General features: G+C 44.1%; 23 protein-coding genes and 3 pseudogenes. 10 read left to right on the top strand and 16 right to left on the bottom strand.

The genetic code is table 11. The features are described 5' to 3' along the window. Nucleotides 1–58: 58 nt before the first annotated feature. From RCO25_RS11940 to RCO25_RS11925, 4 genes are all read left to right on the top strand, one after another. Nucleotides 59–964: a carbohydrate ABC transporter permease gene (locus RCO25_RS11940; protein WP_308996368.1), complete on the top strand. Its 906-nt coding sequence runs from the start codon at nucleotides 59–61 to the stop codon at nucleotides 962–964. A gap of 18 nt (nucleotides 965–982) precedes the next feature. Then, on the top strand, nucleotides 983–2,323 hold the full coding sequence (locus tag RCO25_RS11935; RefSeq protein WP_308996367.1) for a carbohydrate ABC transporter permease: 1,341 nt from the start codon (nucleotides 983–985) through the stop codon (nucleotides 2,321–2,323). Between the two features lie 6 nt (nucleotides 2,324–2,329). Continuing rightward, complete coding sequence (locus RCO25_RS11930) at nucleotides 2,330–4,213, top strand: right-handed parallel beta-helix repeat-containing protein (protein WP_308996366.1); 1,884 nt, start codon at nucleotides 2,330–2,332, stop codon at nucleotides 4,211–4,213. A 221-nt stretch (nucleotides 4,214–4,434) separates the two neighbouring features. Further along, nucleotides 4,435–5,661 (top strand): glycoside hydrolase family 16 protein, encoded by a 1,227-nt coding sequence (locus tag RCO25_RS11925; protein WP_308996365.1) that lies wholly within the window; start codon nucleotides 4,435–4,437, stop codon nucleotides 5,659–5,661. Between the two features lie 428 nt (nucleotides 5,662–6,089). Here the strand turns inward: RCO25_RS11925 and RCO25_RS11920 are convergent, their stop codons facing one another. The 7 genes from RCO25_RS11920 to RCO25_RS11890 form a co-directional block, all read right to left on the bottom strand. After that, nucleotides 6,090–6,359 (bottom strand): hypothetical protein, encoded by a 270-nt coding sequence (locus RCO25_RS11920; RefSeq protein ID WP_308996364.1) that lies wholly within the window; start codon nucleotides 6,357–6,359, stop codon nucleotides 6,090–6,092. A 13-nt stretch (nucleotides 6,360–6,372) separates the two neighbouring features. Continuing rightward, complete coding sequence (locus RCO25_RS11915) at nucleotides 6,373–6,750, bottom strand: alpha/beta fold hydrolase (RefSeq protein ID WP_308996363.1); 378 nt, start codon at nucleotides 6,748–6,750, stop codon at nucleotides 6,373–6,375. 208 nt (nucleotides 6,751–6,958) lie between these two features. After that, nucleotides 6,959–7,597: an ABC transporter ATP-binding protein gene (locus RCO25_RS11910; protein ID WP_483874708.1), complete on the bottom strand. Its 639-nt coding sequence runs from the start codon at nucleotides 7,595–7,597 to the stop codon at nucleotides 6,959–6,961. A gap of 8 nt (nucleotides 7,598–7,605) precedes the next feature. Next, nucleotides 7,606–8,997, bottom strand: coding sequence for an ABC transporter permease (locus tag RCO25_RS11905; protein ID WP_308996362.1), 1,392 nt, complete (start codon nucleotides 8,995–8,997; stop codon nucleotides 7,606–7,608). Nucleotides 8,998–9,158: 161 nt separating this feature from the next. Next, the gene (locus RCO25_RS11900) at nucleotides 9,159–10,592 is read right to left on the bottom strand and encodes a sensor histidine kinase (protein ID WP_308996361.1); all 1,434 of its coding nucleotides are present in this window, start codon (nucleotides 10,590–10,592) and stop codon (nucleotides 9,159–9,161) included. Continuing rightward, complete coding sequence (locus RCO25_RS11895; protein ID WP_308996360.1) at nucleotides 10,589–11,257, bottom strand: response regulator transcription factor; 669 nt, start codon at nucleotides 11,255–11,257, stop codon at nucleotides 10,589–10,591. The genes RCO25_RS11900 and RCO25_RS11895 overlap by 4 nt, the downstream gene beginning before the upstream one ends. A gap of 283 nt (nucleotides 11,258–11,540) precedes the next feature. Further along, nucleotides 11,541–12,104, bottom strand: coding sequence for a site-specific integrase (locus RCO25_RS11890; protein WP_308996402.1), 564 nt, complete (start codon nucleotides 12,102–12,104; stop codon nucleotides 11,541–11,543). Between the two features lie 243 nt (nucleotides 12,105–12,347). On the opposite strand from RCO25_RS11890, the pseudogene RCO25_RS11885 reads away from it, so the two are divergent. The 6 genes and pseudogenes from RCO25_RS11885 to RCO25_RS34845 form a co-directional block, all read left to right on the top strand. Beyond that, a pseudogene (locus RCO25_RS11885) lies at nucleotides 12,348–12,665 on the top strand (GerAB/ArcD/ProY family transporter); the annotation flags it as partial. A 104-nt stretch (nucleotides 12,666–12,769) separates the two neighbouring features. After that, the gene (locus RCO25_RS11880) at nucleotides 12,770–14,287 is read left to right on the top strand and encodes a spore germination protein (protein ID WP_308996359.1); all 1,518 of its coding nucleotides are present in this window, start codon (nucleotides 12,770–12,772) and stop codon (nucleotides 14,285–14,287) included. A gap of 14 nt (nucleotides 14,288–14,301) precedes the next feature. Then, on the top strand, nucleotides 14,302–15,501 hold the full coding sequence (locus RCO25_RS11875; protein ID WP_308996358.1) for a Ger(x)C family spore germination protein: 1,200 nt from the start codon (nucleotides 14,302–14,304) through the stop codon (nucleotides 15,499–15,501). Between the two features lie 13 nt (nucleotides 15,502–15,514). Next, entirely contained in the window at nucleotides 15,515–15,748 is a 234-nt protein-coding gene (locus RCO25_RS11870; RefSeq protein WP_308996357.1) for a hypothetical protein, read from the top strand. Between the two features lie 15 nt (nucleotides 15,749–15,763). Beyond that, entirely contained in the window at nucleotides 15,764–16,867 is a 1,104-nt protein-coding gene (locus tag RCO25_RS11865; RefSeq protein ID WP_308996356.1) for a GerAB/ArcD/ProY family transporter, read from the top strand. 99 nt (nucleotides 16,868–16,966) lie between these two features. Next, nucleotides 16,967–17,151: pseudogene (locus RCO25_RS34845) on the top strand (hypothetical protein); the annotation flags it as partial. Here the strand turns inward: RCO25_RS34845 and RCO25_RS11860 are convergent. From RCO25_RS11860 to RCO25_RS11820, 9 genes and pseudogenes are all read right to left on the bottom strand, one after another. After that, nucleotides 17,151–17,447, bottom strand: a complete 297-nt coding sequence (locus RCO25_RS11860; protein ID WP_308996355.1) for a hypothetical protein — start codon at nucleotides 17,445–17,447, stop codon at nucleotides 17,151–17,153. The pseudogene RCO25_RS34845 and the gene RCO25_RS11860 sit on opposite strands and share 1 nt — an antisense overlap. A gap of 52 nt (nucleotides 17,448–17,499) precedes the next feature. Then, on the bottom strand, nucleotides 17,500–17,922 hold the full coding sequence (locus RCO25_RS11855; RefSeq protein ID WP_308996354.1) for an IS110 family transposase: 423 nt from the start codon (nucleotides 17,920–17,922) through the stop codon (nucleotides 17,500–17,502). Between the two features lie 500 nt (nucleotides 17,923–18,422). Further along, nucleotides 18,423–18,800, bottom strand: a complete 378-nt coding sequence (locus RCO25_RS11850) for a HEPN domain-containing protein (RefSeq protein ID WP_308996352.1) — start codon at nucleotides 18,798–18,800, stop codon at nucleotides 18,423–18,425. Continuing rightward, a complete protein-coding gene (locus tag RCO25_RS11845) occupies nucleotides 18,790–19,149 on the bottom strand; it encodes a nucleotidyltransferase family protein (RefSeq protein ID WP_308996350.1) in 360 nt (119 codons plus the stop codon). Before RCO25_RS11845 ends, RCO25_RS11850 begins: the two co-directional genes overlap by 11 nt. A 356-nt stretch (nucleotides 19,150–19,505) precedes the next feature. Continuing rightward, nucleotides 19,506–20,051, bottom strand: a pseudogene (locus RCO25_RS11840) (site-specific integrase). 426 nt (nucleotides 20,052–20,477) lie between these two features. Then, nucleotides 20,478–20,636: a sporulation protein YjcZ gene (locus RCO25_RS11835; RefSeq protein WP_308996349.1), complete on the bottom strand. Its 159-nt coding sequence runs from the start codon at nucleotides 20,634–20,636 to the stop codon at nucleotides 20,478–20,480. 147 nt (nucleotides 20,637–20,783) lie between these two features. Then, nucleotides 20,784–21,077 carry a helix-turn-helix domain-containing protein gene (locus tag RCO25_RS11830; RefSeq protein WP_308996348.1) on the bottom strand — a complete coding sequence of 98 codons (294 nt, stop codon included), beginning with the start codon at nucleotides 21,075–21,077 and terminating at the stop codon, nucleotides 20,784–20,786. Further along, nucleotides 21,070–21,255 (bottom strand): YvrJ family protein, encoded by a 186-nt coding sequence (locus RCO25_RS11825; protein WP_308996347.1) that lies wholly within the window; start codon nucleotides 21,253–21,255, stop codon nucleotides 21,070–21,072. Before RCO25_RS11825 ends, RCO25_RS11830 begins: the two co-directional genes overlap by 8 nt. Further along, on the bottom strand, nucleotides 21,255–21,878 hold the full coding sequence (locus tag RCO25_RS11820; protein WP_308996346.1) for a sigma-70 RNA polymerase sigma factor region 4 domain-containing protein: 624 nt from the start codon (nucleotides 21,876–21,878) through the stop codon (nucleotides 21,255–21,257). Before RCO25_RS11820 ends, RCO25_RS11825 begins: the two co-directional genes overlap by 1 nt. Nucleotides 21,879–22,146 lie beyond the last annotated feature (268 nt).

Genomic DNA, 22,146 nt, shown 5'->3' with positions numbered 1-22,146 from the left:
CGCCGTCGATTGATAAGCTAATATTCAAGCTCATATATTCAGAAACGGAGGTTACATCATGGCAGCCCAAACACCCTCAAAAAAATGGCTGAATCAAAAATATTCAACCAGACACAAGCTTGCTCCATGGTTATTGCTCGCGGCGCCTATTTTATTGACCGCGTGGCTCAAGTACTACCTTATTTTTAAAGCGTTTTATATTTCTCTTTTCGATTACGATCCGATCAATTCTCCCGGCAGATTTATTGGATTCGACAACTACAGCCGCATGTTCTCCACAAGTTACTACTGGCAGGCTTGGGAGAATACATTTGCCTTTCTGATCCTGAGTTTAATTATGGCTTTTTTTATTCCGATTATTCAAGCTCTGTTTCTTAATGAAATATCGCGCTGGAAGCAGGCGTTTATGACCCTATACATCCTGCCGGCGCTTATCCCGACTGCTGTAAACGTCATCATTTGGAAATGGATCTGGCATCCGGATTACGGTGTTGCGAATCAGATCGTTACCTTTTTCGGAGGCCAGCCCAAAGCCTGGTTAAGCGATCCTTCCTTAACGAAGTTCTCTATCATCTTCCCGGGCGTCATCGGAGGAGGAATCAGCGTACTGCTCTATTTGTCGGCAATCCAAGGCATCTCCAAAGATATCGTGGAATCCGCTCAATTGGACGGTTGCGTCGGTTGGAAGCGAGTTCGCTATATCATTTTGCCAAACATCCGATTCTTAATCTTTATTCAGCTGGTCATGGCGGTGATCCAGACGATGCAAATTCTCGATATCCCTTATATGTTTGCTTCCGGCGGTCCGAGCGGCGCGTCAACTTCTATGGGAATCTATATCTTTAACACCTTCAAGCAGGATTTCAATTACGGTCGGGGCTCCGCAGCCTCTATGGTCTTGCTGGTTGTCATTGCCATCGTATCCGCTATACAAATGCGACTGGACCGTACAGAAAAAGACTAGAAGGAGGAGGTCTTAAGCATGGAAAAAGAAAGAAAAAGCGGCGCGGACAAGTGGCTGCAGATCGTCGCTTACGCCATTACCATCGGATTTATCGCCCTGCTGCTCTATCCGCTGCTCTATACGATCAGCAATTCGGCTAAAGACAATGTGAAGATTTACGACATGCCGCCTAGCATCCTCCCGGATCGGGCGCAAAGTATGACCATCATCGTCGACTATTCCGATCTAGGATCAAGTAAGGAGCAGGATTTACTCGATGCCGCGATGCGCGACAATGCGCTCGCCATGTTCTCGATCGGCTACGAACTGCCGCGAGAATCGATATTTGAGATCAAATTTTATGGGGTGAAGGACAACAAGATCGTTTTTTATTCGAGAGCCCATAAGATGAAGCTGGAGCTGATTCGCGACTTTGGCGTCTACCAAGGCAGTGTAGTGAAATCCGATGTGCTGCTCTACGGAGACCGCTATGTTAGAGCGAACGATACGATTGGCTACGAATTCGATCCGAACGGCCTTGACAACCAACCCAAAATGTCGGACTTGAGTGACAAGTATACCACGACGATGTCGGGTTTATTTTCCGAGAAATACGATATCAGCGGCAAATTGACCAGCACTGGCGTGAAAACCAAAAATGTACTGCTGCTGGAAAGCTTCGTGTACTATCTGCAGATGCCGTCCAATGTCTATTCGCAGAATGCGACAATTGCCCAATTTGGCTTCCTGACGTTTATTTTCAACACGGTTATTGTCATCGGATGGGCAATTATTACGCAGGTTTTTCTATGTTCGATAACCGCCTTCGCCATTTCCAGATTACTCAGTCCAAAGGCTGGACGCTATGTGCTTCTATATTTTCTGGGAGCGATGATGATTCCGTTCGCGTCCATCATGCTGCCACAGTTGATTATGTATAAGTCAATGGGATTTTACAATAATTATATCGCGCTCCTGCTGCCGTTCCTATACCCATTCGGATTCTATGTGTACTTATTCAAAGGCTTTTTTGACCGCATTCCTAACGATTACTTTGAAGCCGCAAGAATAGACGGGGCAAGCAACATCTTCCTGTATGCAAAAATTATGATGCCGCTGTCGAAGCCGATCATCTCGCTGATCGCTCTGCAGACGTTTATCGGCAACTGGAACGATTTCTTCTGGGCATGGATGGTTACTGAAAACCAAAGTCTCTGGACCTTGAATGTAGCGCTGTACAACCTGTCCATGAACGGCAATACGAAGCAAAACTTCATTCTCGGGCTTTCACTCGTCATGATTGTTCCGGTTATATTGGTGACCGTATTGTCCTCCAAACAATTGAAGCAAAGCGTAATGTCATCTGGAGTGAAAGGGTGAAAATTCATGTTAACGAACGAAATGCTGAATATTATTATTGATTTGCCCCAACCGTCAAAGGAACGTGTCATAAATGTGATCGACTTCGGCGCCTCTACGGATCCTTCATTCTGCAACCAGCAAGCGTTTCAACAGGCAATCGATTATTGCAAGGAAACAGGAGCCTCACAGCTCCTCATTCCAAATGGCGTTTATTACTTTCAATCCCCCCCTCCTGGGGATGCTTTTTTGACCTTTGACGGGTTGACCGATTTTACTGTGGACGGCTGCGGGTCAGAGCTCCGGTTCGGTTACCCGAAGATGTTTACGAAGGTTATCAATTGCCACAGGGTTCGGCTGCACCGCCTTGTCCTGGATTGGAACTGGGAGGTCGCTCCTCTAGCCAGTGTGGGGGTTGTTACGAACGTCGAAGAAGACGGGGCTTACTTCGATATGGAGTTCCCGGCTTATATCGAGATTCCCGACCAATGGCGGATCCATATCGTCGGGCCGTTTAATCCCGTTCGCTACACGCCTGGGACGACCGGCGGCATCGAGTACCGCCCTTATAAGAATGAGCACCCGCTCCTTAGCGAGCAGGCAGAGACAGACGCGGAGATGCAGAAGCTCGTCCGGGAGCTGTCGAACATTATTCTCGGCATGGAAAAGATCGACTCGAATACGATGCGGTTTTACGCTTCCAAGCCCGCTTGGACAGCTGCGCGGATCAAGCCGGGACAATGCTACAATCTGCGGCACTATGAGTATGATACAGTCGCTGTTTTCCTATTTGACAGCAGCCACATCACTGTCGACCGTGTCACCATCTATTCGTGTCCAGGAAGCGGCTTTGTTGGCAACGGCGCCATTCACCATATTCACCTGGATCATTGCAAGATTACGCAGCGTCCCGGCACAGACCGCCCGATTTCCACTTCTGTGGACTGCTTCCATATTGCCAACTCCAAAGGACATTTCATCATTGAGGATTGCGAGTTCGGCTATGCGGGAGACGACTGCATTAATATCCATGACAACACCTCAATGGGAGTCAAACGTGTGGACCATCATACGTTAACGGCCTTGAGAGTAAGAAAAAATTCTCTGCTGTTCCAAGTCGGGGACATCCTAGAGCTGCGTAACCCGGACTTGTCGCCGATGCAGTTCAGTTCTCCGCTGGTCGGGGTCAGCTACAACGAGGATGAGCATACATGCACGCTTACGTTTGAGGATGTCCTTCCAGAACTGCTGGATGAGAATTCGGTGTTGTTTAACCGTAGATTCTCCACCGATCATTTCATCATCCGCAACAACCGCTTTACCCATAACCGGGCTCGCGGCATCTTGATTCACGGCTCGCATGGCATCGTTGAGCACAACTTGTTTGAGAATATTCAAGGGGCAGCGATTCAAATCGAATCCGGCTGCGAATCCAGATGGTCGGAAGGAACCGGCGTGAAGCAGGTGGCGATTCGCCATAACATCTTCCGCAATTGCGATCTGAACGCTTGGCAAATGGCTGTAATTTACATGGGGGTATATCTGCCTGGCGGAAGAACGCCATATCCGATCTTCAGTGACATCTGGATCGAGCATAACACGATCGTCAACAGCCCTCGCATGGCGATGTTCCTTTCTTCCTGCCGCAATATTACGGTTCAGGGAAATACCATCATCAATGCGAACCAAGTGCCGCTAAAGCAGCATCATTACGGCTCCAGTCAGGAAGAAGCGCCGATCTATGATGAGGTCTACCGAGGCACCATTCATCTGCTTCATGCGTCGGATGTGACAATAGCGAACAATAAATGCTTTTCAACGACTACTCGGTATGAGTCAGGCATTTATGCGGATGCGGATACAACCCGAAATATTGAAATCGCACAAAATACAGGGTTTGCCGCCGATTAATCTCGTCGGCTTCCCGGTACAATGCGACAGAATGGAGGTGTTATTATCGCTATCTCATTAGGTTTAGAAATAGCCAGCTAGTTGGGAAGCGTTTACATACGTTGAAATTGCGTACCTTTTATTTAATTTGCTTCCTTTTTTGCGGGGAGCTTTCTTGCTACGATAATGAAGAACCACCATTCTAGAATTCAGGGTTCTTCAACCAAAGGAGGAAAAAAGAAATGGGAACAAGGTTTGCCAAATTGTCTCTAGCAACAATGCTGATTGCGTGGATGCTGTTCTCAAACAATGCTGCGCCAGCTAATGCAGCTGGTCCAGGCGGTACCGTATGGACGCAAGACTTCAGCAAAAGCGATGAGTTCGACAGTCTTGACTCATCCAAATGGGGCACTTCTCTCTGGTATGATACCTCCGGCGTATTTGCTTTCAATCCGGACAACGTCAGCGTATCCGATGGTATTCTGAAGCTGGCTGCCAAGAAAGAAACCTACAATGGCAAGTACTACACGGCAGGCGTTTTGAAGTCGAAATTTCAGGTGGGCGCAAACTCGTATACCGAAATCCGAGCTAAAATGATCAACAAAAATGCCAATGTAACCGCGGCGCTCTGGTTATCGGATGAACCTATCCAGTGGAGCAATCCGAATATAGAAATCGATATGCAGGAATCGCTGGATCCTGATGGAGCTCCACAACGAGTCGAAAGTACGCTTCATACTTGGCCAAGAAGCCCTGACTTTCATTTTGTGGCCGGAAACAAGAAATATAACGCATCAGTGTCCCTCGACAATGACTATCATGTATATGGATTGGAACGTCGGGACGGCAAGCTTCGGTTCTATCTGGATGGGGTAAAGTACTGGGAATATAATGCGTCCGTCATTAAGGAATTCGCCACACAACCTCGAAACGTCATTATGAGTATTGAAGGGCATGCTGGAAATCCCGTTGACGCCTATCTTCCATCCAATTTTGAAATTGATTACGTAAGAGTCTACTCCAGCACTCCTGTAGAAAATGGTGGGTTTGAAGCCGCCGGCGGTCAAGCTCCGACCGGGTGGCTGGAATCCGGGGACACGGATGCTAGTTTTGCCACATATCACCCAGGCGGAACCCACAGCGGAGACTATAAGCTGCAGCACTCCAAAGCTACTCCTTTTTTCGTATACACGTATCAAAGGAAAACCGGATTAGAAGACGGACTCTATACCTTAAAAGCATGGGTCGCCAAAAGCAGCGCTGCTAATTACAATTACTGCCGCATGTACGTGAAGGATTACGGCGGTGTAGAGCGGACTGTTGACGTAAACGGCAGCTCTTGGAACCAAGTCACCATATCAAATATTCAAGTTACCAACGGACAAATCGAATACGGTTTTGCAACCGATTACAAAGGCGGCACCAATGACTGGGCTGTATTCGATGACGTGGAACTGTATAAACAGTAAACCGTTATATAAGAATCTTCTAAACAAAGAAGAATGCCTTGACCATGGCGGGTCGGGGCATTTCTGCGTTTCTTATCCACTCTTCGGAGATCCTGGTGTATAGCATCTGCTTATAACCCATCTTCCACAACAAGGAAATAGCTTTATCCCACTAAAAAATTTCGCCCTACTTGTGGTACGGTTCCCCGTATCGGGCCTAACGGCGAAAATATATGGGGCATCCAATTACGGATGCCCCAAGGTTACTTTGTACAGATTTTTAGCTTTTGAACGTAACCGCGGATCTCCTCGCCATCAAGTTACTAGTCAAAATATCATAATTTGTCGAATAAACTCAATTTCGGAGATCCCATATTTGATCATTATTGGCATCACTTTTCATTGTCTTAATTATGTCCTGTCCTTATTTTCATCCTTATTCACAACTATTATGATGCTGACGGTACATTAGCCAGAAATTTATTCAATTTCTCTGTGATTTCCTTGTATTTTGTCGTATAGAGCAGATGGTCGGCATCAATTTCATAAACCTCTGCATAGCTGGAATCCTTAATCAAATCCTTGTGCATTTTTATCCAATAATTATTTTTAAAAGGGGACAATTTCCAGCTTTCTATCGATTCTTTGGCCAGGAAAAAAGCAACAGGCAAATCAGAAGGAAATAGTGATTCCTTAGACTTATCGAAGTTTTCCTTCATTCGATTGTTCTCATCAATTACATTTTTGTTGGCAACAACCTTGCATATTTGGCGTGCTTGAATCTAACCCTATAAAACCAGTCACCTCATCGCGGTAACGATCAATATATTTCATCCCATAGACTCCTGAAATTGAATGTCCCATTAGAATATACTTATCCACACCGACTTGCTTTACAGCTTCATGAATTTCTTCAGTAATATTTTCAATCGTACGCGGTTCATCAATTATATCGCTCAAACCGTAACCGAAAGGCTCAACGACAACAACCCGATAGTGAGGTGAAAGCTCCTCCAGCATTTTCGTGTAACTCAAACCTGGGGCAATATCACCATAACCAGGAATCCACACAATTGTCTGTTTTCCTTCACCTGTAACGAGAACATTCATCTTCTTGCCTTTGACATCGACTAGTTTCCCATAAGGTTTAATTTCCTGCTTCTTGTCTACTGTTTATTCAGAAGAAAGAGTAGGCTTCTTTGCTGGCTTTTCGGATATATTCTGGGAACAACCTGTACTAAGTGCTGTTATCGAAACACCTAATAGTAATGCAATAACTGATTTTTTCATAATGTGGCTCCTTTTTTTGTGTAAATGTTTACTTCTTTAACAGCTTTTGTTGTTGCAGTTGAAGGACAACATCTGCTTGACTGGCAAGTTGTTTACTATGCGTCACGACAATTACACATTTCCCTTGCCGATGTGCGCTATTCATCAGGACCTTCACAATATCATCCGCCGTCTCTTCGTCTAGATTACCAGTCGGTTCATCAGCTAAAATAACCGGAACGTCGGATACGAGCGCTCTTGCAATCGCTACACGTTGTTGCTGACCGCCTGATAATTGCAATACGTTTCGATTGATTTCATGCTCTTCCAGCCCAAAATCTAATAATATTTGTTTACTCGCTTGCTTGTTGACGAGCTTTAAATTCTCCATAGGCGTCACATAATCAATCAAATTATAATTTTGAAAGACTAATGAAATTTGGTTTTTCCGACGATTTCGATAGCCCTTTGCCTTAAGATCCTCCCCGGCAAATCGCACCTCGCCTGTTTGCGGATCATCTAACCCTGCAAGCAGCGATAATAATGTTGTTTTACCCGAACCGGATGTCCCCAGAATGGCGTAAAATACCCCTTTTTCAAACGCCACATTGATATTGTTCAAGACTTTTTTATCTTTTTTATTCTTATATGCATATGAAACATTGCTCAATTCCAAAATAGCCATCATGTCCCCTCCTAACTCATTTTCGACAGTATTTCTTTAGGTTTTAACCGGATGATAAAGATCGATGAGATGCAGACCGATAGTAAAATGATTAATCCGCCGATTAACCACACATAGCCCATTTCAGCAAGTGTAATTGACACATCAATACCATCTAATGTTTTACTAACTGTACTTGTATCAGGGTCCGCTCCCAACTGCATACCGCCGAGACTTTGCTGCAAGTTCATTGTACCTGCTTCATTCGCTTGCTGAACCATGCTATCGCCAATATTTTGTGCAATGGCCTGTCCCGAGAAATAAGATAATCCGAAGCTTACGACAGCGATAAATAATAATTCAACAACATATTGAGTGATAATGCTTATTTTCGAAACACCTAATGATAGTAATACACCCGTCTCATGAATTCTCCCGTTGATCCAAAAGGCGAGAACGAGGGAGAGGATAATCGCACTGACGACCACAATTCCAATCAACATCTTATTAATGAGCCCATCCATACTATCTAAAGAGCCTGTTAAAGCCGGGTAGTCGCTGCTTGAGTTTTCAATCACGTAATTTGACCAGTCAATTGGTAACTCATGTACCTTTTTAAGAACGCCCGGCAATTCTTTCGGATCATTCACATAGAATTTGACCTCTTGGTAAAGAGCTGTCTTGTCGTCATAGCCATTCAGCATCATTATCGTTTGAATATCCGTAATGATGGCATTCTCCACCAACTCGGATTCCATTGTTGCGCTGTTCATATTACTTCCACTAACCAATCCGACAATTTCCAAAGGAATTTGTTCATTGCTTCCGCCTTCGCTAGGACGAATCGAGGCAAGTTCACTTGCCTTTACATAGATCTTATCGTGAAGTTTAAGATGATTGAGTTTCGCAAATTCCTCGTTAACTAATACTTTTTGTTTATCTTCTTTCGTAATATGTCTTCCTTCTGTAAGTGTAAGAACGCCGCTAATGAACTTATTATCTAAAGAAGAGTCTGTCATTCCGTCTAAACTCGAGAAACTTTCGTAGCCTTTCATTATTGAATCATCCTGCTGTATTCGAGGATTGGTTAATTTGACTTTCTTTAAATCTACTAAATCAACCTCTCCAATTATTCGGGCATTATATTTTGCAACCCCTTCGATCCCCTTGATTTGATCAATTGCTGAAGCGGGGACATTCCCAAAACCACGCCCGCCAATACCGGGATTGTTTAGCAAATTGCCTTTTAGCCTGAAGCCGGCATTCATCGATTGATTGATTTGATCTCTTGTATCGACAGTGGCTTTCTTAATTGCGATTCCGCTAATCGTAGCAGTTGCAATCCCGAATAAGATAAGAAACATGAGCAGCGACTTGCTTTTTTTTCTTGTGACATAGTACCATGCACGTTTAATGATTGACATGTAAGTTCCTCCTTGGCTTGATATTGTCAGCTTACATGTCCAATATGAAACGTAGATGAAATGTTCCATGCACATTTGTGATGGATCAAAGAGAACCAAAAAGAGCGTGTCTAGAAATGATTTCGTCATTTCCAAACACGCTTACTCTACTGTCATAATCGTTATTGTTCGTCAACAGGCGGACATTCAATAATAAATTTCATCCCTAAGTCACTTGGGGTAAAAGAGTGGCGGAGATTCGCATGTGTTAAAATATTTTTCACAATGTATAAGCCTAAGCCAGTCCCGCCATCTTTTTTATTTCTACTGAAATCAGGTCGATAAAAAGCTTTAAAAATATGTGCCAACACTTCCCCGGAAAGTGGTGTACACTCATTTTCTATAGAAATGCATCCGCCTACCATTTGAATCTCAACCTTTTTCCCTACGCCAGTATAATTTATAGCATTCGAGAGAAGATTGGAGAGCACTTTTCTCAAAGCTTCTTTGTTCATATAAAAAAAGCAAGTTTCTTCTACTTGAAGGGTCAATTGAATTTCTTTTGCTTTTGCCAAAATTTTATAGGATTCGATAGTTTCTAATAAAACTTCCCTTACATCTAGCTTTTCTTTCTGTTCCTCATGTGACACAGTCTGCAATTTGCTTGTATTTAATATATTTTGCACCATTTCCGTCGACTCCATCACCATTTCAGCCGCTTTTCCTAAATAGAAATCTCTATCGCCATATTTCCCAATATTATATTTCATGTTTTCCAATAAAATATGCAGAGACGTTAACGGAGTTTTTAATTCATGGGAGGCTGCGCGTAAAAACTCCACTTTTTCCTTTTCTACCTCACTAATATCATTGATTTTTTGTTCCAAGGATTCAATGGTATGCCACAACGTATCATATAAAGCATTAATATTTTCCGCTAACATCCCGATTTCATCTTCACTATCCACGATACAATAGCTGTCTTTTTTCAGTGTTTCCATTTCTTTTGTAACGCGCAAAATGTTCTGAATCGGTCTCGTAATTACCTTACTGTAAATATATGCCGCAATAAGAGAGATAATAAAGCTGATGGCTATAGAATAAGGAAGTAATTTAAACGCAACCTGCTTTGTTTCATCTACCGGTTGAATACTTAACATAAGATGCAGCTCATAAGGCAGATGATCTTTATTTTCAAATGTTATTTTTTCAAGTATCACTTTATAAGATGATAGGGACCCCGGCGATCCTATTTGTATGGTTTGGTTTTCATCAACTGGCAGCATACTTGCCGAGTCTTTCACGTCTGCAGGATTATAGTAAATATCAATGGGCGTAAACCCTTGGTATCGATAAATTTTATCATTAATACCGAGTATAATATTCACGTTATGCTGAATCGCATACTTTTCGGCGATTTTAATCGCTTGTTCTTCACTTGTTTCTTTTAAAGTATCCATAAGTTCGTTTGCCTTCACACTGACTTCCTCTCTCTTTTGATCGAGATAAAAAGAAGGCAGCAGAACATACATCAAACCATGAACCAGCAATACAATAACACTCATGATGCCGATCGTGTATAGAAAAGTTTTAGGAAATAACTTCAGCTTTTTCATATGGATTCCTCATATTTATACCCCACACCTTTTACTGTTTTTATACAATCAAGATGAAGTTTCTTTCTGAGATTCTTTATATACACATCGATGACGCGATCAAGAGGCGTCTCATCATGATCCCACAATCGATCAAGGATCTGTTCGCGTGAAAGAACCTGTCCTGCATGCTCTACCAATAGATATAATAATTTTATCTCTTTTGGTTTTACATCTATCTCCGACCCTTTATATGTTGCGCTAAACCCGGAGAAATCTACTTTCGTATCCTCATAAATCCATAACTCTTTATTATAATCAGGCTTGCTTCTTCGCAACAAAGCCTCAATTCGTTTTTCTAACACGGCAAGGGAAAAAGGTTTACTCATGTAATCATCCGCCTGCTCTTCAAAACTCATAATTTGCGTATATTCATCATCCATTGCAGTCAACATTAAAACAGAGGTTTGGCTAGATTCTCTAATTGTTTGTAAAACCGTAAAACCATCCGCCTTTGGAAGCATTATATCCAAAATGACTAAATCAAACCCCATACTTTCAAATACTTTAATTGCTTCTTCTCCATCCTGGGCAGCTATAACGTCATAACCTTTTACTGTCAAAAACTCATCAATGCCCTCACGTGTAGTTTCTTCATCTTCCACCAGTAATATTTTTTTCTTCATAGTAGTTCCTCTTTTACTGTACATTTTGGTCGGGCGCTCTATTCGCATAGACTTCGTCCATCATACCATTATCACAAAAAAAGCTGGCCCCCGCATCCCCTTATTCTAGTTCCATACCAATTATGTCACTGCTCGCAAAGCCATCACAGCACTTGCTTTACGGATATGCGCAATATACAATAATTTTCTCAAGTTTGAGGAGTTTTAGTAGTGGGGCAAAGGCATGCTACCTATCTTAAACGTATATAATGACATGTTTATCGGTCTTATTTTAAACTCATTTTTACAATGAAAAGTTCTGCATGGCCTGATCAATCATGTCGTCTGTAATTCCAATGTAACGCTTGGTCACGGATTGGGACGAATGGCCGAAAATCTGTTGAAGCAGAGCCAGATCCTTATATTTTTGATAAAAGTGATAACCAAAAGTCTTTCTCATGCTATGTGTCCCTATCGAATCCTGAATGCCGACAGCCCGCGCAGCAGCATTAATAATATTCCAGGCTTGTACGCGGCTAAGCGGCTTATCCCCATTCCGGGAAGGAAACAAATAATCCGAATCGCCTAGTGTACGGCAATACTTTTGGATTTCGTTTTTGAGCGCATCCGTTATTAAAATTCGACGGGTGTTACCGGTCTTCTTCTCTCGTACCTTAAGATGCGTGGCCGCCTTCACCTCACATACTCGCAGAGGTAGAATGTCACTGATCCTAAGGCCCGAATTTATCCCTATAAAAAACAAAAAATAGTCCCGGTAAGATCGATGTAAGAGCAGCTCTTTAATCTGACGGGTCTTCTCCAGGTCACGGATTGGCTGAACGGTATTCGCACCTTGAGATGGTCTCAGGGGTAACACTCCTCTCACCCGAAATGTTTAGCTAAATAATACAATAGAATCAAAATGTTAAGTACAAGTTTTTTATGGGACCGAAAAAAAACGAAAATCGCATTGCTGGAAGCCGCTTTTCAGCTACCCACATGCGTTTTCACCAAATTAACAAATTGGTCATTTTGTTAATTTCGTTATCGTTTCAACCAACTAAAAACCGCCTAATCAAAGGCGACTAATTAAACGCAGTCGTTTCCCAGCTACATGCTCGCGCAACAAATCAATATTGCCGGCTTCTTCCAGCGGGTCGAAGCGATACTCGCGATCATTTGGTTTTTGACGATTTTTTTCAAGCTTACGATCTGCTTCTACGCCTCGGCTTTGGGAATCTCGCAGACGTTTCGCCTGAAATCATACCGTTTTTTAACGCTGCCTCTAGGAATAATAGCCGTTACGCTCTCTTTGATCGCCAGCCCGAATACGGCCTACTTCCACACGTTTCTCGCCAAAATATGGACGCCCTATTCATTAACGTACGGGCTATTCCTTCCTTTATTATTGCTGGGCATCGATTTATAGAGAAAAAAGGTCTGACCATGCAATTCGACATTGAAGTTTATAAACCTGCGCTCAGGGAATAATGGAACAAACAGCCAATTTACAACACAGATGAGGGACAGTCGATGAGTGTTAAACCGCAGCCGCTCTATGCAAGCCTGGAAGAAAATATTGGATATATAAAAACAGCGTTAGGAAATAGCGACGACATCGTCATCAGAGAGATCCGGATCGGTTCGGAAGGACAGTTTAGAGCAGGAATCTGCTATACCACCGGGCTCACGGATATCCAATCCGCCAATGACTTCATTAACGAGACGCTTAACCTTAACCTTCAAAAAGCGGATACGGAGACTACAGGAATTGATCTGCCTCTGCTGAAAGATTCGCTGCATTCGGCAGGCGATATTGAGGCCGTGACGGATTTCGGCCCTCTTCTTCTGTCCCTATTATCCGGAAGCCTTATCCTCTTATTGGATGGGTATCCGCAAGGGTTCAGTATCGAAATGTGCGGCGGGGAAAGACGCAGCGTGTCGGAGCCGGTCAATGAAGCCGTCGTCCGGGGTCCAAGGGAAAGCTTTACGGAAAGCTTGCACACCAATGTGGCCTTGATCCGCAGAAAAATTAACGATCCGAATCTTTGGCTTGAGAGCAAACGAATCGGCAGGGTAACTAAAACGAACATTGTCATCATGTACATCAACGGAATTGCGAACGACAAAATCGTCGAAGAAGTGCGCGCGCGTCTGGATCGGATCGATATCGACGCCATTCTGGAAAGCGGCTATATCGAGGAATTGATTCAGGATGAAGCGTATTCGCCTTTCCCGACGATCTACAATTCGGAGCGCCCGGATGTGATAGCAGCCCAGCTGCTGGAAGGGAAAATCGCCATTCTCGTAAATGGAACGCCGTTCGTGCTGGTCGTTCCAGCGCTGTTCATTTCCTTCTTTCACTCGGCTGAAGATTATTATCAGCGCGCGGATATTAGCAGCCTTATTCGCCTTCTTCGTTTTATCGGTATTATGATCGCGCTGCTCGGTCCATCGCTCTATATCGCGATCACCACCTTTCATCAGGAAATGCTGCCTACCCAGCTCTTGATCAGCTTGGCCTCTCAACGCGAAGGCGTCCCTTTCCCCGCGTTCATCGAGGCGCTCATGATGGAGATTACGTTTGAAATATTGCGGGAAGCCGGCATCCGAATGCCCCGGACGATCGGACAAGCGGTTTCGATCGTGGGAACGCTCGTTATCGGACAAGCGGCGGTTGATGCCGGCATCGTATCGGCCGCCATGGTTATCGTCGTGTCGATTACGGCGATATCCAGCTTTGTATTTCCATCCATCAACATGTCCATATCGATTCGCATGCTCCGTTTTCCTTTGATGGGACTCGCCGCTTCGTTCGGTATTTTCGGCATTATTGTCGGAATCATCGCGCTTGTCCTTCATTTGTGCAGCTTGCGTTCCTTCGGAGTGCCATATATGAGCCCGTTCGCGCCTATGACTATTCCCGATCTCAAGGATACGCTGATTCGAATGCCTCATTGGGCTCTATTTTCCCGCCCGCGGCTGATCAATCAAAAAAATGTCATTCGCGAGCAAACCGCGCAGCCCTCGAAACCGCAGCCTAGAGAATAAGAGAGGTCCATGTCATGCCCCGAAAATGGTTAATACCGCTTCTACTCGTCGTTATGCTCGCGCTCGTCACCGGCTGCTGGAACCGCCGGGAATTGAATACGCTCGGGATCGCTATCGGCATAGGAATCGATAAAGCGGACGATCAATACGAGGTGTCCGCTCAAGTCGTCGCTCCGGGAGAAGCAGCGGGCATGAAAGGAGCCAGCGGGCGTCCTCCGGTTGTCTTATATCATGCGACCGGCGCTTCCGTACTCGAGGCGCTGCGTAAGATGACGAAGCAAAGCCCGCGAAAAATATACGGGGCTCATGTTCGTATCCTTGTTATCGGCGAGCCGCTCGCCAGAGAAGGTATCGCGGATGTGCTCGACTTATTGTCCAGAGACCAAGAGATGCGAACCGATTTCTACATCATCGTGGCCAAACATACAAAAGCGAAAAATATTCTGAACGTCATGACGCCGATGGAAAAATTACCGGCCGTCAATCTGTTTAATGCCCTGGAATCCTCGGAGAATGCATGGGCGCCTACGCGCAAAATTACCTTAAACGAGCTTTTGTCCGACCTGACCAGCGAAGGCAAGCAAGCAATCCTGACCGGCATCGAACTAAAGGGGGACGAAGAGGCGGCGGGAACCAAAAAAAACGTAGAAGAAATCGATTCGTCCGGCCGATTGCAATATACGGGCCTGGCGGCGTTTAGCGGCGATAAATTGATCGGCTGGTTGACAGAGCTGGAAAGCAAAACGTATAACTACTTGACCGGTCACGTAAAAAGTACGGTCGGCGTCGTGAATTGTCCGAACGGAGGCTCCATAACACTCGAGGTCATCCGGTCGAAACGAACGATCAAAGGCAAGCTCGAAAACGGCAAACCCTCCATCGAAGCGAACCTTCGGATAGAAGCGAACGTGGGCGAAGTCGCTTGCCGTATCGATCTGACCAAAACGCCGACGATTGAGGAGATCGAACAGTTGGCGAATCAAAGGCTGCAGAACTTCATCGAAGCGTCGATCAAAAAAATACAGAAGAAGTACAAAGCGGATATATTCGGATTCGGCCAAGCCATTCACCGCTCGGAGCCAAAGCTGTGGAAAAAAATTGGAAAGGAATGGGACGCCTATTTTGTCAAACTGCCCGTTAACGTCAAGGTGGACGTCAACATTCGCCGTCTCGGTACCGTAAACAATTCATTTATACAAGAAATGAAAGAGTAAAGGAGCGAATACGATGTTGGCGATTGCCGGAATTCTAACCGTTTCGATTGCGATTGCGATACTCGAGGTTCCTGCCCTAAGGAAGAAAAAATGGAAAAAGGAGCTGTGGGTGTTTTCCGTTTTACTCCTTATTGGAGCCGGACTTAGCATCGCACAAAGCTTGCATGTCAAAATTCCAAACCCGCTGGACTGGATCTCCTTTATATATAAGCCGCTCAGCGATAGCTTAACACGCCTGTTGAAATAAGGAGGGGGGCCGAAAATGGCTCAAAAACACCAAAAAATATCGGCTCGTCAATTGACTATATTGGTCACTTTTTACATCGTCGGTGTCGCCATCCTGATTATTCCGTCCTTTCTTGCCGTCGCGGCCAAGCAAGACGCCTGGATCGCCGCGCTACTGACCGTAGGAGCAGCGCTTACGATCATCCCTTTGTATAATGCGCTGGGCAGGCGCTTTCCCGATATGACCTTTGCCGAATATACCGAGGAGATACTTGGAAGATGCATAGGGAAAGCCGTCTCTTTATTGTTTTTCATCGGCTTTCCCTTTCTGATCGCGGCGCTGACGCTTCGGAATATCGGCGATTTTTTGACAACGCAGGTCATTCCGGAGACCCCGATTCATGCCGTTCACATCTTATTCATGGCGGTTGTTGTAATGGGCGCCCGACTTGGTCTGGAGCCTTTATCCCGCGCGGCGGAGATCTTTTTCCCATGGATCATGCTGCTGTTTGTTCTTCTGGTTATGTTCATATCCCCGCAAATAAAGGTTGAGAACATGCTGCCCATAATGGAAGGAGGGATTAAGCCGATCGTGATGGCCGCGATTCCCTTTTTCAGCTTTCCCTTTTTGGAGCCTGTCATATTGTTAATGGTTTACCCGTATGTAAACAGAACAGAGAAAGCGGGAAAAGCGATGGTTGTCGGTGTGTTGCTCAGCGGAATCATATTGTGTGTTATAACGGCTTTATCGATACTGGTTCTCGGAGCGGATCAAACGGCCAGAAATACGTTTCCAAGCTATGTCATCACCAAAAATATTAGCATCGGCGATTTTTTGGAAAGAATTGAAGCCATTATGGCGATCATCTGGTTTATTACAAGTTATTTCAGGCTTGTCCTCATGTTCTACATAACCGCACTAGGTCTGACCCAATGCTTAAACTTAAGAGACTATAAAGTCATAACGCTTCCGCTCGCCATGATATTGATCGTTCTCTCTATCTTGGCGATTCCCAATTCGACCTACTTAATGAACTTCATTCCCGTATGGGGGGTGTATGCGACAACTTATGGCCTAGTATTGCCTCTTCTGTTGTTGGTCGCAGCAGTCGTTCGCAAGAAACGCCAAGCCGATAAATAGAATTGTATGCTTCCGATCGCTTCATCTGCCAAACCGGTAAGTCTAAAAGCGCTCCTCCAATTGTTCCTTCGTCAGAATCATCTTGCCTAGCAGCATGGCGTACTAACAGAACTGAGAAATTATGTTCGTTCCGGGGACGTATCCTTGTCGGAAGCCGACAGCATAAGAATTTCGAAGAGTACCTTGTACCGAAAGCCGATTGTAATGGCATCGATCCTAACACCACAAAACTTGCCGTCAGCTTATCCGCAAAGGAATATCTTGAAGAACGGATTGCATCACTTCAAGTGATTTTGTTAATGCACAGGGCAGTCGTTTCGCCTATGCTGCTCTTAGCGTGAGCGATGAGCTGCGCAGCCTTCTGCATGCCAGTGGAGCCGCCGGCTCGCTTCATATGCTCTCTCCATCCCGTGATCACCTCTGATACGGACAGAGACGCAAGATCCTGCGGAGAAGGGAATTCTTTAAACGTAGCTAAGGAACGTTTGCAGGCCCAGTCTTTAAACACCGAGATATACTCGGGGAACCGAATGTCTAACCAGCGAATGATCCGGTTCTGCAGCCGTACACTATTCGTCACTCATAATCGTTCGCAACTTCTGAAAGACGATTGCCTGTCGCGAGTATTCATATTAGTAGCCTCGGCTGTTCACGTCAGCAATGACAAGCGCATCCTTCGGATCACTTTTGGAGGGAGAATTATCGCGGTTCTCCTTGTTTCGTTTGGTGGTGGCCGGATTCACCATGACAACGCTCTTGCCCTTGTCGGCAAGCCAATTGGCCAGGTTATACCCGTAGTGTCCGGTCGGCTCCAAGCCGATTATGAGACCCTTTAAGCGGTGTTTCTGCCCAATTCCCTCGATCCATCGTTCTAATTTTTCGAATCCTTCAATTGTATTTGAGAATGTAAGATGCCGCTTACTAAGTACGATGCCGCGAAAATTAGTTGCTTGTGCGACATGAGTTTCCTTCGCGATATCTATACCCACAACAAGGTGAGATGTGGAAATTCGTTCGATGCGTTGATTTTGTCCGTCTGATTGCTTAAACTTCATAATAAGAGCGCCTCCTTGATGGTGTTGGGTTATAAACCCGTCGACAAACCCATCATACCGAGGCGCTCCTTTTTTGACAAAGGCCAAATCTTAGGCCTTACAGGAATGTTTAGCTTAATGGCGCATCGTCAGTCTAAGACTTTCGGAGAAGGCTACCGGTGAACGGCAGAGTGCAGCAGACCCCGTAGTACGTGAGTATGGGACTCCAGAAAGCAGAAGGGAAACGATGTGGTAAGACAAGCCAAACGATACATCCAAGAGGGATACCGATTTGTGTCGATCTCGACCTCGCAATTCTTCGACCGCATCAATCATGACATCCTGATATGCCGGATTGCACGGAAAGAGAAAGACAAACACATGCTGAAGCACATTCGGCGCTAACTGCAATCTGGCATTATGCTGGGGGACGTGGTGGTAGTGACCGAGGAAGGAGCGCAGCAAAGCGGCCCGCTCAATCCTGTTGGGCTGACCGTCTAGTACTGATTTTGAGGCTGTGACTAAGTTATATTACGAATTGATTGATTAAATTCTCTAACTTTTTCAAACAATCCCTCTACCTGATCTTTGGAAAATGTAACCGTATCACTATAATCAGCATCACTTCTCATATCCATTAGTTTGTTGTACATTTTTCCGAGTTCAATGGATATAAGTCCAGGGCGGATCAACTCATTATTCACAAATGATCGAACTTGTGTATGGCTTTTGCTTCTGATTTCCTTATGCAACATGTAAGCTGTCACTGCCTGAAAAGCAGAGTAATAGAGTGAACTCACGGCTCTATCGTATATTTGATTTTCTATATCGGTCTTGGCTGATTGAAATGATCCTTCAGATTTCTTCAACATTAGCTTGGTCGCTTCACTATATCTCAATTTCAACACCTTCGCTTTCGATATTATCCTTGAAAGGTAAGGAAATATCTTTTTCTTCAAGCCAATTTTTATAATTCTCTATTGTGCTCATTAATGGAGCGTCTTGTTCCATAATTACATCAAATTGTAACGCCGACAATTTTTCTCGCATCTCTGTTGTCTTTGGATCTTCAACTAACACCATTAAATCTACATCGGAATGTTCATTGTGATCGCCTCGAGCTTTAGAGCCAAACATGATCAGTTTTACAAGTTTAAAGTTCTGTTCGAGCCGTTCTTTTAAGAGTATGATTGCTTGTTTTTCATTGTTAGTCAATGTATTAATGTCCGCAACCTTTAAACTTCTCATGGACATTCTCCTTTGTTATCTCGTTATTATTCTATTTTAGCCTTAAATGATCTTGAGTAAAAGCACTATTGAAGGATTTAGGATTACGCTATACTACCCGTTTAGCTTAATGGCCCAGTACCAGCATAGCTGACACCAGGGGCAAACGTCTGTAAATAAATGTTAGTATTTGGAATTGGAAAGTTCCACTTTTAACGAGTCTCATAAAGCTCAGATGATTGCGGCATGTTACCACTGTATATTCGTCGTTTTTCGATTACAAATCGAAAAACGGAACAATAAGCAATTAGTAGTCAAGTTAACACCATTTATTAACATCTACTTTGCGGGTTATGACAGCTTCGCTTGTATTATCCCTACAAAGAAAAGTTCTGCATGGCCTGATCAATCATGTCATCTGTTATACCAATATATCGTATTGTCACGGATTGGGATGAATGGCCGAAAATCTGTTGAAGCAAAGCCAAATCCTTATACTTTTGATAAAAGTGATAACCAAATGTCTTTCTCATGCTATGTGTCCCAATCGAGTCCTGAATTCCGGCATCCCGCGCAGCAGCATTAATAATATTCCAGGCTTGTACGCGGCTAATCGGCTTATCACCGTTCCGTGAAGGAAACAAATAATCCGAATCCCCCAATGACCGGCAATACTTTTAGATTTCGTTTCTAAGTGTATCCGTTATTAAAATACGCCGGGAGTTACCGGTCTTCTTTTCTCGTACCTTAAGATGCATGGCCGCCTTCACCTCACAAACTCGCAGAGGCAGAATGTCACTGCTTCTAAGGCCCGAATTGATCTCCATAAAAAACAAAAAATAGTCCCGATAAGATCGATGTATTAGCAGTTCTTTTAGCTGACGGATCTTCTCCAGGTCACGGATTGGTTGGACGGTATTCACACCTTGAGATGGTCTCAGAGGTAACACCTCCCACTCGAAAATGTATAGCTAAATTATACAATAGAATCAGCATGCGTTTTCACCAATTTAACAGTTTGTGCATTTTGTTAAGTTCAATCTTCAAAGTGTCTTACGATCTACGGCGCTGTCGACATCTTGGATTTGATTTTGGTCGCGAAAACCATTACAGAATAAAGCCTGAATCTAGCTCGTCCCTATCGCACAGCTATAACAGCCCCAAGCGCTCAGGCACTTGGGGCTGTTATTTATACTTGCAGGTAGTGGAAATACGCTTAGTGAAACTTAAGAACAGGCACTAGCCAAGCATAAACGGCTGCCGACGTCCTAAGCGGCAAAAGCTCGTTTCACGGTGAAATATAAGCATCGTATAAGGTTAAAATTTATACTTTCTTATATTTCGAAAAATTACCAACAAGAACGAGAAATTATGACAAGTAGGATAAAGAGGACTAGAATAAAACCAATGTTAGAAAAACCGCCGCCGCAGCCCGTGCCTACGCCCGCAACTGGATAAGGCGCGCAGTGTCCAGGTCCAACATTTGCTCCCGCTACTCCATAACTCATGTGGTCATCTCCTTTTTGTTAACGTACACAGTATCCTATGATTCAGGGCGAAAAGCGTATGGGCTTTTGCAGTAAATGCGCAAATGCCTAAAGCGGGAATCCGCATCGCACCTGCGGTGTTTGGCTCAAGGTCATGCATCCCGGGTATCAATATCCCTCCTCCCTGTAGTCGTTTCTCTCTAACCTATTTAACTTGGCATTTGACTCGCATTGATTCAGCTTGCAAAAAGCAGAGTAATCCAATGTCTGAGATAAATCGTAGGAGAGAATTTTATGGATCAGCATTTCAATAATCGCTTGCTGTACATCATCCTGTTCGTTTCGATTTGTTTGATGCTTTGCTTGTCGAATAGCCGGAGTGAATGCTTCGATGATCACCCATAATGACTCCTTATCTCCCAGCTGTGCCGCCTTCACTTTATCAAACAGCATTTTAACCATCGCTGTCCTCGCTTTCGCTTGATTTACTGCGGGCAGCATGAATCAATTCCGTTATGGAGGCAGTTAAAGCTTCAATTTTTCTCTCGAATCGAATAAGCAAATAACCAGCCAGAACAATCGGAAATCCAACCTGCCCAACCGCTGCAAGCAGAGGCGTAATCGCTAAAGTCTCCAGCATTATTTCACCCCCTTTCCGGCAAGCGAGCAGCGTATGATTTCTAATGTTTTATTTCTCGATTTGCTTATTGCTTGAGGGCTTACTTTAAGTATTTTGGCGATTTCATTGTCCTGATAGCGCAGGCCGTATGCTAAAGCAGCGACAAAGCGTTGTTTTCCGGAGAGAGCTTCAAAGACAGCCGTTAAGTCATCATTCGTAAACGATGCTTCCATTTGGCATGGATCTGAGGTGTATGAGAGGCTGAAGGGTTGATCGGTTAGGTTTGACAGCATAAGCTCTCCCATGGTTGCTTCACCTTTATCGGAAGCCGGCGAGTCAAAAATAAGCTGGTTTCGCTGCTTATATTTTTGTTGATTCCGCAGCAACTCAATCGTATAAAAGCGAATCGTTCCCGCCAAATATTTGGTAAAGCGGTATTCAAAAAAATACTTTCGAAAGGTCTCCTCCAGCTGCTGCATGCAAGCAGCATCACCATTCATACAACCAACTAACAGCTTAACGTGGCTCTTATTTTCAAAAAAGCGTTGAATGACACGGTCCTTAAATAGCTTGTCATGACTTTCTTGATAGTTCTTAAAGGTTTCAAGCTCATTGCCGGACAAATAGATCTCCTTGTTCTCCATTCGATTGCAGCATCCTTTCTTTTTGTGTTTGTATTAAAAGTGATAAATAGAGCTTAAAAAACAACCATAATAAGAACATATGTTCTTATTTTTTTAAAAAAAATATCCTTTCGGTAATTAAAATACTCTTCCTTCAAAAAACTATCGCGCATCCACGGTATTGACACTATCGAAATCAAGCATTAGACTAAAAAAAAGAGTATTAAAACTATCATTCTATCTACCTTCGTACATAATAATAAGAGTCTATCTGATGAAACTCATTTTA

The organism is Paenibacillus sp. LHD-38, from assembly GCF_031157315.1.
GTDB lineage: Bacteria > Bacillota > Bacilli > Paenibacillales > Paenibacillaceae > Pristimantibacillus.
This window is presented reverse-complemented; position numbering and strand designations above follow the sequence as displayed.